A 12,728-nucleotide genomic window follows, 5' to 3' on the forward strand; every position below is an offset into this window, starting at 1 on the left:
ATCATGAAAATGAACACGCTTGAATCAAGCGCATGGATAAAATCATAGTATAAGTATTATAGATATAAAAAAAGCGGTCAAAAGACCGCTTTTTTGTCCGCAAAATAAATTATTTTGTGGTGTTTTTCACGTAGCTTTGGATCAAGTTTTTGTAGTCTGGAATGTGCGCCGCAAATAGTGCTCCTAAACCTTCTACGTCATTACGCCAGTCACGGTGTAATTCGCAAGCTGTACCAAACCACGTCATGAGCTGTGCGCCAGCTTGAGACATACGATCCCATGCAGAATCACGTGTCAAATGGTTGAATGTGCCAGAAGCATCGGTCACAACAAATACGTCAAAGTCTTCAGCAAGTGCAGAAAGTGTCGGGAAAGCAACACATACTTCTGTGACTACGCCAGCGATAATCAATTGTTTTTTGCCAGTTGCTTTTACTGCTTTAACGAAATCTTCGTTGTCCCATGCATTAATTTGGCCTGGGCGGGCAATATAAGGCGCATCTGGGAACATTTCTACTAGTTCAGGAACCAGCGGGCCGTTTGGACCGTCTTCAAAACTTGTTGTTAAAATTGTTGGCAGGTTGAAATATTTAGCAGCTGCTGCTAAAGCAAGAACGTTATTTTTGAATTTGTCTGGATCGATATCACGTACTAGAGAAAGTAGACGTGTTTGATGGTCAACTAAAAGAACCGCAGCGTTGTCTTTATCTAAACGAACGTAAGGTTTAGCCATTTTCTATGTCCTTTTTGGTGTTTTGCACAGTGTTGAGGGAATTCAAAGACGTGTGTGGGGATGTATATTTCGGTTTTTATATTAGTTCTATTATTATGACAATGTAAGGGCGGTAGATAGGAAAAATAATCATATAAATAGGATTATTTGTAAAATATGGTAAAAATTCACTAAATAATTCTAGGTAATAAGATAAAGCTTATTAAATTATCTCATTTTTAAGATTATGAATATTGCTATGCATCTATAAAGCGGAGCAGCAAAAGAATAAGATAGCTCCCATGTTCATCCTATCGCATATATAGGAGTTAAAAGATGAAAAAAGTTGTAGGCGTTTATCGCAATCAAAACATGCATTGGGTGGGTGATGGTTTCCCAGTGAAAAACCTGTTTTCTTATGACCGTTTGGGACAGGCAATTAGTCCATTTTTACTGTTGGATTATGCTGCGCCGTATCGTTTTGATCCGACTACTGCTCAACATGGTGTAGGTTCGCATCCGCACCGTGGCTTTGAAACGGTCACTTTAGCCTATCAAGGTGAAGTAACACATAAAGATTCCAGCGGTGGTGGTGGCACAATTCAAGCGGGTGATGTGCAATGGATGACTGCAGCATCGGGTGTGGTGCATGAGGAGTTTCATTCTCCTGCATTTGCTGAGGCGGGTGGTTTATTTGAAATGGTACAACTTTGGATTAATTTACCGGCCAAAGACAAAATGACCGCGCCACGCTATCAAGGTTTAACCGCGGGCGAGATTCCGCGTATTGAGATGGATGAGAGTGCAGGTCATATTCGGGTCATTGCGGGTGAATTTGGTGGTCATCATGGTCCTGCATTAACTTATAGTCCCGTCAATGTATGGGATGGTGAGCTCAAAGCAGAATATGAAACTTTTTTAACTGTTCCTGCTAGCCATAACACGATTTTGGTGGTGTTGAATGGTGAAGTATTGGTCAATGGTACACAAAAAGTGATTGATAGCTCGATTGTGATGTTTGCTAAAGATGGTGAAACAGCGATTCAGTTACAGGCCTATCAAGATACTAAATTTTTGCTTTTAACAGGTGAACCTTTAAATGAGCCTATCCAAGGTTATGGTCCATTTGTGATGAACAGCAAAGAAGAAATCGTGCAGGCATTTGACGATTTCAACCAAGGAAAATTTGGTGAAATTCCGGTTCAGGCCTAAGTTCTGATGACGCGATTACACATAATACTCAAGCATAAAAAAAGCCCCTGAATGAATTCAGGGGCTTTATCGTTTGCGCTGTATTTTCTTTTTTTGTCGTCATCACACGTACTGTTAGAATGATAATATGTGACACAGTTATCGTTTTTGTGTGCTTCGAATGATAGCGAGAACAGGTAGCGAAGTAAAACGAAATTTTAAGAAATGGTTAAACTATATTGTTTTTTTATAAGGTTTTTTATTTTAAATTGCATAAAATTAAGTGAATTCATGAACTTATTTGCTTGATTTTCTAATGTTAAGAAATGTTAACGCGATGTTTGTTTACTTTGATCTGGCATCTGCTGAAAACAACAGAATTTGGCAGTTTTTAATAACTTGTTTTCTGCTGGCATGGGTCATAATTTTATAAAATTTCAAATATGGAATAGAAGATTGGATATCGCAGTCATCGGCAGCGGCATGGCTGGTCTTGCTGCCGCAAGAATTCTGAAAGATGCAGGACATAACATTACAATTTTTGAAGCGCTTCCTGGGCGTGGTATGGATAGTCACAGTACTGAATTTGAAGGTGGCATTATTGATGCACCTTTAAGAGTTATGAATCCGCATCTATGGAAAAATACGCTCAGTCTGGCTGCTCATTTGGGTATTCCTACTTTTCCAGTGCGTACCTATATGGCATGCAGTTGGTTATTTGAAGACAAAACTGAAACATGGTTGACGACTTCGCGCACGCGTATTGGCAATATTCCAATCATTAATAACCGTAAAGGTATTCAGCAGTACGGTTGGCGTTTGGTCAAAGGTATGTTGCAACTGAAAACTGCGCTGAGCAAATTCTTTAAATCGAAGGATCAAGACATTACCTTGGCGGAATTTATTAACCGCAATGATATTGAAGAAGTGTTTTGGCATGGTGCGGTGATGCCTGTGCTGTATACCATTTGTACCTGCAATCCGAAGACCATTGGGGATTGGCCAGCCAAACCTTTATTGATTTTTTTACGCCAATTGACGGATGGTGATGCCTTACTGCGTATTCAGGGGGGCACTTCAGCTTTGGTAACTAAGCTAATCGAAAATATTGAAGTAGTGAGTGGTTCAGCTATTACCAAGGTACAAGAGCAGGGTGAAAAAGTTCTGGTCGAAAATACGCAAGCTCAGCAGATGTTGTTTGATCGTGTGGTGGTGGCAACGCCAACAACTAAAATTGAAGAGTTTTTAGAGCCAACTCAGTTTGCTGAAGATATTGCGTTGTTAAAACAATTTAAGTTTGAGCAAGGTGAATTGGTTATTCATACTGACAGTAGTGTGATGCCACCAAAGCGTAAAGATTGGTCTGTACTCAGTTATATGATGGACCGTAAATTTACCCGTCAGCAGTTTACGGTATGGTTGAATTCGATTGAACCGAGTTTGGTTGGTAAAACGCCAGTGTTCCAAACTTGGCGTCCAGTCACGGATATTGATCCTAAAAAAGTGATTTCAACAGTGACGCTGACACGTGCGGTTGTTGATTCAAAAACAGTCGCATTAAATAAGCAATTGCAACAACGTCACATGACAGCAGCCCGTAAAGTATTTTTCTGTGGCTCATGGTCTTGTGATGGATTGCCAATTTTAGAATCTGCAGTAACCTCAGCTATGCATATTGCAGAAATTTTGGGTGCACCATTGCCGTTTGTAGGCTTAAAACCTAAAGTAGAGGTTGCACCGCAACTCGGCTATTAAATCTATGAAGTGGCTTCACAGCATTAAACAGTATATTCCACGCCATAAATATGCCATTGATGCAAAATTTTTGGGTGATGATGCACTGTTGGCTTGGAGCAATTTAGGCTATTGGCAGGCCGTGGATGATTCTTATCCGCAGGCTTGCCAAGCTCTCGCAGATCGTTTAGCACAGTGCTTAAAACTACAAGCCAATGATCAAGTCTTAGATTTGGGTTGTGGTCAGGGTGCGAGTATTTGGCATTGGCATACGCAGTATCAGGTTGCATCCATCAAAGCGGTTGAGCTACAAGTAGCTTGTGTTCAACGCATTCAAAACCTTTTAAATTCAAAACACATACCCACCTCAAATATTGAAATATTTGCTGATTCCTTTTTGAATTTAAATTCAATCTTTCCAAAAAAATGTTTCGATGTTGTGATGTGCATTGATGCTGCGTATCACAGCAATTTAAATTCATTCTTGTTATCCACGACTTCCGTTTTAAATTCAAAAGGCCGTTTGGGCTTCCATTATTTAATTGTGGATGAGAAATTTTTGAATTTAAATGCGATGCAACAACTACGTTATCGTGCTTTGTTAAAGGCGGCTGATGTTGATATAAGAAAATTACCAACAGCAAATAGCTTGCAAGAAAATTTGAAGCAATTTGAATTTAAAAATGTTCAGATCGAAAATATCAGCATGCAGGTTTTTTCGGGCTTTGCACAGTATGCACATCACGTTTTAAATTCAAATATGACAGCACAAGGTTTAGCGCAGTTTAAAATTCAAATGACAGCAAAATTATGCCGTACTTTATTTGAAGAAGGCTTGGTTCACTATGTACAGGTTAGTGCGAGTAAAGACGTCTAAAAGACGCATAGTGCACATGTTGAAGATGCTTGAAAGTTAGGTTTGCAGTATGTTTTGCGTGGGCAAGAAAGGTGTAAAAATACAAAGCCCAGAAACATCAAAGCCTCACTAAAAAGCGAGGCTAAGATAATGGTGCCGGCACACGGATTCGAACTGTGGACCTACTGATTACAAGTCAGTTGCTCTACCAACTGAGCTATGCCGGCATTATGGGTTGCATTCTACAGATTTTTTTTGAAGCTGCAAGCCAAAAAATAGCCAATCGAATTTTAATTTTAAATATTATGGCCATAACCCAATCAGATCGGGTTATGGCAAGGCATGAAGAGGGATTACGGGCTATTTTTGTCTTAGGATTTTATCGAGGTCTTGGGCACATTCTTCCAGCGTAAAGGCCATATCTAACTGCATTTGAGGCTTAAGTTCGTTGGCCAGTTGTCTCCATTGTTCGATCAGTCTGAGGGCTTTTTGAATTTTATGTTTATTCACATCCTTGGCGATGGTCGGCACATAGCCTCCACGTTTGGCATTTTTCATTTGTTTGGCGTAGTTATTTGCACTGTTATTCATGCTCACTCCAAAAAATAGCAGGGTTTTGGGTACTTGCTTTATGCTGCAGTGTCTTTGTTTCAGCCTAGATAAAATGTTATGGGTTAATTAGCGCCTTGTTTTTTAGTGATGTTTTAAACATAACATAGCTTTTATTGCATGTGTATGAAGCTAAATATGTGCCAAGTTGAGTAATGAGCATTAAAACAGTATTGATAAGCTTGGGCTGGATGATTTGGATGATTTGGATGGTTGAGTGTATTGATTTTACTGGGGATAGCTTTGATTTTTATTGTTCGCTTATTATCAGGCATAAAAAAATCCCTAAATGAAACCATTTAGGGATTTTAAATTCTGGCGAAAGAGGGAGTCATATTTTTGTATTAAGAATATGATAATTAATTAAAATAAAAAATTATATTTTTATTTTACCCCCATTTTTACCCCCAATTAGATCGAGGTGGCGGTGTTCTTTTAAGTTCATGGAACCATAGAACAATTATAAGGTTATTTCACATACATTTTTCAAAATGACATGTTAATAGTAGTCCACTAAATGATTCTCAGATGTACTGTGTCGTTATACTGATAGGTGTTTGTGTTAGTGAGTTACTACAAGCACACTGGGAAGAATTTGATCTGGAATGGCGTAAGTAGGATATTCCTGAGGAGCGTATGAAGAACCGATTGCCACATCGTGTGCCATTGACGGACATGATGATTGAGGAGCTGCAGGCTTTAAGACTTACTTACAATCAGGAACTGCTTTTTCCACATCGTTTGGATAACAAAGAACCTATGCGTAGTGAGTCTATTTTGGCGGTGATCAAGCGTTCAGGCAATGCAGGAAGAATGACCACACATGGTTTTAGATCTCTATTCAGTACAGTCGTAAACGAATCAAATTTATTTAATCCCGATGCCATTGAAAGGCAGCTTGCTCATGTGCCTCAAAATAGAATTCGCTCGGCATATAACCGAGCGCAATATTAGGATGAGCGGGTGAGATTGATGCAGTGGTATGGGGAGCAGGTGAAAAGGTGGATTACTCAGTAATTAGCCTTTCCTTTTTCATTACACATTTCCTTTTTATACGCCTCATTAATTAGTTTCTCTAGAACTTCGGTTTCAGAAATGTTTTTGAAATGTGCTAATTTTTCTAAAAACTTTTTCGATTCTTTCTTTAATGGTAAATGATAACTTTTTTTAGGGTTATCTTTATTTTTCCTTCTAAAAACATTTTGCTGCCAAGCTTTTTTAAGTTTATTTAAATCATTAATATATTTTTCTTCATTATAAATATATAAATCATCAAAATATGCATAAATATATTCTTGATGTAATTCATGGGTATCAATATGAATTTTAGGAAAAACTGAATATCTAAAATTTTTATCAATATAATTTACAGACCATTCAGTAAAATCTTTATTATTAATATATTTTTCTAAATTCTTTCTTTCATTCTTAATCTCTCTATAGTCGGCTATATATTTATTTAATACTAAGTCTATCTCGTCTACTCCCCCTAGTTTTTCTTTATATATAAAAATAATTACTAAGAAAAAAATATATGGATTGTGAATTTGTTTATATGTCCTTGAACCGGTGATTAAGGATATTCTGTGTTCGCTTGAAAATCTGTTAACTAGAAACCAGCATAATCTATGGCTAGTTTTTAATGAGTTAAGATTAGTTTTTAATAAGTACTTCTCCTTTTTATTATTATATTTATCTATAATTAAATTAAGGCTCTCTTCTTTAAATGTTAATAGAGTATTTTTTATATATTCATATAGAAGTTCAAAAGAAGAATATTTGTTGAAAAAATCTAATAAGTAACGCTGCGGGTGATTATCCTCATTATCTAAATTCCAAGCAATCCATACATAATCACACTTATTAAAACCTCTTAAAAAATTATTAATTAAAAAATCTTTCTCATTATGGGAATTTATAGATCTTAGAGCCATTTTTTAAAAGATATCCGTAGTATTTCTTGTAGTATTTATACTAGTATTTAAGCAAGTGTTTTTCAATACTAAAGTTATGGCAGATTCCTATAAATCATAGCCTATACGCATTTTTTACTAGTTATTATTAGAGTTAAGCTTAACTCTAGCTTTTTTGAGACTAGAGCCTGTATGAATTTAAGCGTAGAGCAGGGAGGAAATGTTTTTCATGTGGGGAAGGGATGCTGTACTACAGGAGGAATTTGGACTCCCTAGAGCTTTGGTTATTAATCTAATCGTTTATTAGCTAACACCTGATTGAGAAGTAAAAATTATATATATACTGAATTCCCTATACCTATGTAACTATCACACACATAGGTTTAAAAATGAGAAATTTAATTAATCAGGCACAACTTACACTTGATATTGAGAACTTCTTAAAATGTCTAAAAAAAATAAGTAGGGAATGGGATGGATTCTATTCACAGCTTACTAATCTGTTATTAGGCTTTAATGATATTTATGATCCTGATGATGAATACACAGGTTATCTTAAATTCTTTGTAATTCTGAGATATGACTTGCAGAGAATAGACTCCGATTATTTTGATCTTATGGATGAGCTAAAGATAATTGGGTATAGAGAGATGAGATCATGGTTTTTAGATTTATCTAAGGATTTTGAAAAAGATTATAAGATAATCGAAAAACAGAAAGATGAAAATAAAATTGAAGTGCAGGAATATTGTAATTCAATACTTAATAAATGCAGTCGAGTATTAGTTGCTCGTGTAGACTTGGGTTATTTGCAAGAATATTCTAGTCGAATTAGAGTTGAAGATATTTATAAGGACTTAGATATACTGCTTAATCGTATCCAGAATAAGGATGGCATATTTAAACATGTAGTCGGGTATATATGGGGAGTGGAACAAGGCGGTAAAAGTAAAGGTTTTCACTGTCACTTAGCAATCATCTATGATAATGCCTACCGTGCTGGAAGCGCAGCATATTGGGGGAATGAAATTATTGAGTTATGGAAGGATATTACTAGAGATTTTGGTCAAGGCTATAATTGTTGGAACCGTGAACGTGTAGCGGAACTTCGAAGTAAAGATGAGCTAGGGATCGGTGTGATTCATCGTCGCGATTCAACTCAAGTGGCAAATTTTATTAGAGCAATGCAATACATTGCTGATCATCACAAACGTACTCTTCAATACTTACGTGTTAAGCCAGAAGGACGAAGAGTATTTGGTAAAGGTCAGTTAAGAGCGCAGTATGATAGACGCTAAATGAAAATAATCTCAGATATACATTATCTAGATGAAAACGAGGTTTTAAATACTTTGCAAGGCTTGCCAATCGGTGAGCCTTTGTCATTTCTAGAGGTATATATTATGAGTTTAAATTGTCCTTATTGTTTTTCCGATCAGGTTATTCAAGTGGTTAATCAGCAGGTGAATGGTTCTGATTCTACAGGTCTAGCAGCATCAGCTTCGTTCGCAACGATTGGTGCGTCCATTTCAAAGGGTTTACCTTTGCCTGTATCACCACTGCTTGGCGGGCTTGCAGGTGCAGTCATTGGTGGCCTATTCAGTAGTGTGTTTGATGAGCCTAAAAAGCCGATCACGCTGACCTATTATCACTGCAATCACTGTCAGCAGAATTTTCGTTGAATTAGCATAGGAGATAAGAACGATGGCACATCAAATCGAACAAATCGCCTATGTTGGCGAAACCCCTTGGCATGGTCTCGGTAATCAGCTGAGTCCGAATCAACCACTCGAAGTATGGGCACAGCAAGCAGGGATGGATTGGCGCATCGAATCATCTGATGTCAGTTACATGGCTCAGAATGAACGTGGTCAAAGCATTATCATGCCATTTGAGGAACAGCGTGTACTGTATCGCTCGGATACTCATGCACCGTTATCTGTGGTCAGTCAGCGTTATCAGGAAGTACAACCCAAAGAGATTTTGGAGTTCTATCGTGATCTGACTGAACAATCAGGCTTTGAGTTGGAAACCGCAGGGGTTTTGAAAGGTGGGAAGAAGTTCTGGGCTTTGGCACGTACCGGGCAAAGCACTGCATTAAAGTCTAAGGATGTCAGTAATGGTTATATCTTGCTGGCTACTGCGTGTGACGGCACGTTGGCAACGACGGTACAATTCACAAGTATTAGGGTGGTCTGTAACAACACTTTAGCCATTGCTCTACGTGGACAGAGCAGTAGTGCAGGTGTAGTGAAGGTTCCACATAGTACCAAGTTTGATGCAGAGAAAGTGAAGCAGCAATTGGGTATTTCAGTTCGTGCCTGGGATGAGCACATGTATGAAATGAAACAACTCACACAGCGTAAGGTGAGTCAGCAGGAAGCCAAAGCTTACTTTGATGCCGTGTTTAATAATAGCACCATGTCAATTTCCGATCCTGAAGAAAACATCATTCAATTTTATCGTAATGTCGCGCAGCAAGTTCAGGAGAAAAAGCCTGAACCCAATGGTCGTGCCATGAATAAAGCTTTAGAGATGTTTAATGGACAAGGACGCGGTGCTGACCTGTCATCAGCGAAAGATACAGCTTATGGATTACTTTGTTCGATCACGGAATTTGTGGATCATGAACGACGTGCCATGAGTACCGACCATCGACTGGATTCAGCCTGGTTCGGTGCAGGTGCTGGTCTTAAACAAAGAGGATTGGAGCAAGCACTTGCTTTGATCGCCTGAAATTAACTGACTCACTTATGTCGAATCAAGTCACCCCCAAACAAATGCTAGTCATAGCACTCATGTAACCCCCTCAATTAAAACAGCAAACAAATCGCCATGCCCGACCTCGTGTCGGGTATGGCTTTTTTATGCATTTCTTTTACAGAGATCAGAATTTATAAGGATAATTCCATGAATCAAATTGTATCTATTTCCCATCAGCCTACGACGGTAGGATCAAAGATTGTAGTCAATCCAAGCATCACCACCAAACGCTCAACAGCAGCCAAGCGATTGGTTAATACCAAAGGGATGGAATATCAGGACTGGCTTGAAGTTCGTAGGCAAGGCATTGGCAGCAGTGATGCCGCGACTGCCTGTGGTCTCAATCCCTATATGTCGATGCTGGAACTCTGGTTAATCAAAACCGGACGACAGGCTCAATCCATAGAAGATGAAAGCTCAGGTGTAGCACCGTTGTATTGGGGCAAGCAGCTAGAACCTTTGGTGGCAGAGTTCTATAGCATGCACACCCATAACAAGGTACGACGGATCAATGCAGTACTTCAGCATCCTGATCCCGATAAACACTTTATGTTAGCCAATCTGGATTACAGCGTGGTCGGCAGTGATGAAGTCCAAATTTTGGAATGCAAAACAGCAGGTGAGCATGGAGCAAAATTGTGGCGTGATGGTGTGCCTTTATATGTGCTTTGTCAGGTACAACATCAACTGGCGGTGACTGGTAAACAGGCAGCGCATGTTTGTGTCTTGATCTGTGGGCATGAAACCAAGATCTTCAAAGTGACACGATCAGAATCGGTGATTGAACATATTGTTCAAGCAGAACGATATTTCTGGGAATGCGTGGAAAAGGATACACCACCATCCGTGGATGCAAGTGAATCCGCAGCTAAAGCGATTCAACAACTTTATCCAGCGCATGTACCTTTAACCGTAGAGGATCTCTCGCAAAATGAAAATGCCAATTTGATGTTCGACCAGCTCATCAAAATGAAGGAAGAGATTCAGCATAAGCAGGAACGCTTTGACCAGCTTAAACATGAAATTCAAATGATGATGCAAGACAAGGAAAGGGCGGTCTTTGCTCATGGCTCAGTAGTCTGGAAGAAAGCCAAGGACTCTATCAGCCTCAATACCAAAGCATTGCTTCAGCACCAGCCTGAACTCATCGAGCTTTATCCACTTCAAAAGCAAGGCAGTCGTCGATTTAACATCTATACCGACTAAGCCCTATCTACAGCACCAAATCAAAAATTCACAAAAATCGCTCCCCGCTCTCTACCCTTCGGTAGAGAGCAAATCGGTCGCGATCTCTGTAGCACTTTATCTGGCTCTACATTCTTTGGGTAACTTATTTGGTCCTTGTTCCGACCTACATACATAGACTCAAATTTGTAAGGTAATACATTAAGGAATATCAATATGATTAAAGGTTTAGCAATTACTCCACCAATCCTGGGACGGATCAGTATCGGTCGTATGATCGAAAAGAATGGCAAGCGATTGCCTGAAAAAGATGACCAGTTCACCATTACTTCCCAGATTCAAAGCAAAGAAGGCTGGGTGAAGCATCCACTGGATGATCAGCTTCGAGCGAATACTCCCAATCAAAAGCTACGCTCAATCCCCGTCAGAATGATCTTTAATGATCCTGACTTAAACCTACGTGCTGAATACACTTTGTTTGATCGCCAGACTGGAAGACCTGTTTGCATGGGCAATGGTGAAACCTGTCAACGCTTAACCAATCAAGGCGTGGAGCAACTTCCCTGTCCATCCCCTGATTTATGTCCATTGGCTCAAGGAGGGAACTGCAAGCCTTATGGACGCTTGCATGTGAATTTAGATGACTCGGATGAGTTTGGCACCTTCATCTTTAGAACCACAGGATTTAACAGTATTCGGACTTTGGCTGCACGGCTGAGTTATTACCATGCGGCATCGAATGGTTTGTTATCTTGCCTCCCATTGCAGTTGATATTGCGTGGTAAGAGTACGACACAGAGTTATCGCCAGCCGGTCTATTACGTGGATCTGACTTTAAGAGAAGGGATTAGCTTGAATGAGGCCATTATTCAGGCGAAGCAAATTGATGAACATAGCAAGCAGGCAGGGTTTTATCAGGAAGCTTTGGACTTTACCGCAAGGAAGGGTTTTGCGAATGGAAGGATGGAGGTCGATATGGAGGAAGACTTTGATGTGGTTGAGGAATTTTATCAGCCTGTCGGAGGCCAGCAGATTGAAGAGACTCAGACTGCATTTGATATTCAACAGGGATTGAAAGGATCTGTGACGGCTTTAAATTAAATCAGACAAGGTAAAACCTTACGAGATTGCCGTATCTCATGAGCGAGTTGCTCGAAATCATGAGATAGGAGTAAACATCATGAATGCATTTGTAGGTCAAACTTTCCCGATGAATCAAATCGTTAATATTAAAGAGGTGGTTCAATTTACAAGTATTAGTCGAGCTAAAATCTATGAAATGATCAATGAGAAATCAAAATACTACGATCCTACTTTTCCAAAGCCTGTGCGACTAAGTGAATCTCGTATTGGCTGGTCAGCTTGGGAAGTGCACCAATGGATTGAAGATAAGTTAGAGAGTCGTGAATAAAAAGCGTGGAATTCTGCTAAAAGTTGGATTTGTTATTAAACTTGATATTGAGAGGAGTAGCTATTCTGAATGTAGTTACTCCTTTTTTCTTATTAAATAGTTTGTTAGGTCGAGCCCACGAAAATATGATTTGATCAGTGTAAGCCATTTTGCATTGTATCTAGCTTAAACGTTAGGTCATTAATATGTTCTATTAGATTTCTTATGAATAATTTTTTTGTGAAAAATCAATAAAAAAGTAAAATTGTGTGATGGAGTTAATGTTAAATTTTGTTTATTATTTGTATGTTTTATGTGTGAATAAAAGATCACTGTAAAATCTAATAAAGAAATTATAGATGTAACTAGAAACTT

General features: G+C 38.8%; 12 protein-coding genes, 1 tRNA gene and 1 pseudogene. 10 read left to right on the top strand and 4 right to left on the bottom strand.

The window, feature by feature from the left end; translation table 11 throughout:
• Positions 1-109: 109 nt before the first annotated feature.
• A complete protein-coding gene (gene ycaC, locus DYI81_RS02380; protein WP_117006597.1) occupies positions 110-733 on the bottom strand; it encodes an isochorismate family cysteine hydrolase YcaC in 624 nt (207 codons plus the stop codon).
• A gap of 315 nt (positions 734-1,048) precedes the next feature.
• Between ycaC and DYI81_RS02385 the strand changes: the two genes are divergently transcribed.
• From DYI81_RS02385 to DYI81_RS02395, 3 genes are all read left to right on the top strand, one after another.
• Positions 1,049-1,924 carry a pirin family protein gene (locus tag DYI81_RS02385; RefSeq protein WP_117006598.1) on the top strand — a complete coding sequence of 292 codons (876 nt, stop codon included), beginning with the start codon at positions 1,049-1,051 and terminating at the stop codon, positions 1,922-1,924.
• A 435-nt stretch (positions 1,925-2,359) separates the two neighbouring features.
• On the top strand, positions 2,360-3,658 hold the full coding sequence (locus DYI81_RS02390; protein ID WP_205669734.1) for an FAD-dependent oxidoreductase: 1,299 nt from the start codon (positions 2,360-2,362) through the stop codon (positions 3,656-3,658).
• A gap of 4 nt (positions 3,659-3,662) precedes the next feature.
• Positions 3,663-4,514 (top strand): class I SAM-dependent methyltransferase, encoded by an 852-nt coding sequence (locus tag DYI81_RS02395; RefSeq protein WP_117006600.1) that lies wholly within the window; start codon positions 3,663-3,665, stop codon positions 4,512-4,514.
• Positions 4,515-4,644: 130 nt separating this feature from the next.
• Here the strand turns inward: DYI81_RS02395 and DYI81_RS02400 are convergent.
• Positions 4,645-4,720: transfer RNA gene (locus DYI81_RS02400), tRNA-Thr, on the bottom strand.
• Between the two features lie 133 nt (positions 4,721-4,853).
• The gene (locus tag DYI81_RS02405) at positions 4,854-5,084 is read right to left on the bottom strand and encodes a hypothetical protein (RefSeq protein WP_106984244.1); all 231 of its coding nucleotides are present in this window, start codon (positions 5,082-5,084) and stop codon (positions 4,854-4,856) included.
• A 537-nt stretch (positions 5,085-5,621) separates the two neighbouring features.
• On the opposite strand from DYI81_RS02405, the pseudogene DYI81_RS02410 reads away from it, so the two are divergent.
• A pseudogene (locus DYI81_RS02410) lies at positions 5,622-6,119 on the top strand (site-specific integrase); the annotation flags it as partial.
• On the opposite strand, the gene DYI81_RS02415 reads toward DYI81_RS02410, so the two are convergent.
• Positions 6,113-7,036: a hypothetical protein gene (locus DYI81_RS02415; protein WP_117006601.1), complete on the bottom strand. Its 924-nt coding sequence runs from the start codon at positions 7,034-7,036 to the stop codon at positions 6,113-6,115. The pseudogene DYI81_RS02410 and the gene DYI81_RS02415 sit on opposite strands and share 7 nt — an antisense overlap.
• A gap of 368 nt (positions 7,037-7,404) precedes the next feature.
• Here DYI81_RS02415 and DYI81_RS02420 point away from each other — a divergent pair, with 368 nt between their 5' ends.
• The 6 genes from DYI81_RS02420 (at position 7,405) to DYI81_RS02450 (ending at position 12,374) form a co-directional block, all read left to right on the top strand.
• Positions 7,405-8,313 carry an inovirus-type Gp2 protein gene (locus tag DYI81_RS02420; RefSeq protein WP_117006602.1) on the top strand — a complete coding sequence of 303 codons (909 nt, stop codon included), beginning with the start codon at positions 7,405-7,407 and terminating at the stop codon, positions 8,311-8,313.
• Between the two features lie 105 nt (positions 8,314-8,418).
• Positions 8,419-8,697 (top strand): hypothetical protein, encoded by a 279-nt coding sequence (locus DYI81_RS02425; RefSeq protein ID WP_117006646.1) that lies wholly within the window; start codon positions 8,419-8,421, stop codon positions 8,695-8,697.
• 22 nt (positions 8,698-8,719) lie between these two features.
• Positions 8,720-9,751 (top strand): DUF932 domain-containing protein, encoded by a 1,032-nt coding sequence (locus tag DYI81_RS02430; RefSeq protein WP_117006603.1) that lies wholly within the window; start codon positions 8,720-8,722, stop codon positions 9,749-9,751.
• A 174-nt stretch (positions 9,752-9,925) separates the two neighbouring features.
• Positions 9,926-10,984 carry a lambda-exonuclease family protein gene (locus DYI81_RS02435; RefSeq protein ID WP_117006604.1) on the top strand — a complete coding sequence of 353 codons (1,059 nt, stop codon included), beginning with the start codon at positions 9,926-9,928 and terminating at the stop codon, positions 10,982-10,984.
• 195 nt (positions 10,985-11,179) lie between these two features.
• Complete coding sequence (locus DYI81_RS02445) at positions 11,180-12,064, top strand: hydrolase or metal-binding protein (protein WP_117006606.1); 885 nt, start codon at positions 11,180-11,182, stop codon at positions 12,062-12,064.
• Positions 12,065-12,143: 79 nt separating this feature from the next.
• The gene (locus DYI81_RS02450) at positions 12,144-12,374 is read left to right on the top strand and encodes an AlpA family phage regulatory protein (protein ID WP_117006607.1); all 231 of its coding nucleotides are present in this window, start codon (positions 12,144-12,146) and stop codon (positions 12,372-12,374) included.
• Positions 12,375-12,728 lie beyond the last annotated feature (354 nt).

The sequence above is a fragment of the Acinetobacter sp. SWAC5 genome (assembly GCF_003419885.1).
Taxonomy (GTDB): domain Bacteria; phylum Pseudomonadota; class Gammaproteobacteria; order Pseudomonadales; family Moraxellaceae; genus Acinetobacter; species Acinetobacter cumulans.

Coding starts and splice junctions, on each gene's coding strand:
- ycaC (WP_117006597.1), bottom strand. CDS start 733: ATGGCTAAACCTTACGTTCGTTTAGATAAAGACAACGCTGCGGTTCTT.
- DYI81_RS02385 (WP_117006598.1), top strand. CDS start 1,049: ATGAAAAAAGTTGTAGGCGTTTATCGCAATCAAAACATGCATTGGGTG.
- DYI81_RS02395 (WP_117006600.1), top strand. CDS start 3,663: ATGAAGTGGCTTCACAGCATTAAACAGTATATTCCACGCCATAAATAT.
- DYI81_RS02425 (WP_117006646.1), top strand. CDS start 8,419: ATGAGTTTAAATTGTCCTTATTGTTTTTCCGATCAGGTTATTCAAGTG.
- DYI81_RS02450 (WP_117006607.1), top strand. CDS start 12,144: ATGAATGCATTTGTAGGTCAAACTTTCCCGATGAATCAAATCGTTAAT.
- DYI81_RS02415 (WP_117006601.1), bottom strand. CDS start 7,036: ATGGCTCTAAGATCTATAAATTCCCATAATGAGAAAGATTTTTTAATT.
- DYI81_RS02405 (WP_106984244.1), bottom strand. CDS start 5,084: ATGAATAACAGTGCAAATAACTACGCCAAACAAATGAAAAATGCCAAA.
- DYI81_RS02420 (WP_117006602.1), top strand. CDS start 7,405: ATGAGAAATTTAATTAATCAGGCACAACTTACACTTGATATTGAGAAC.
- DYI81_RS02445 (WP_117006606.1), top strand. CDS start 11,180: ATGATTAAAGGTTTAGCAATTACTCCACCAATCCTGGGACGGATCAGT.
- DYI81_RS02430 (WP_117006603.1), top strand. CDS start 8,720: ATGGCACATCAAATCGAACAAATCGCCTATGTTGGCGAAACCCCTTGG.
- DYI81_RS02435 (WP_117006604.1), top strand. CDS start 9,926: ATGAATCAAATTGTATCTATTTCCCATCAGCCTACGACGGTAGGATCA.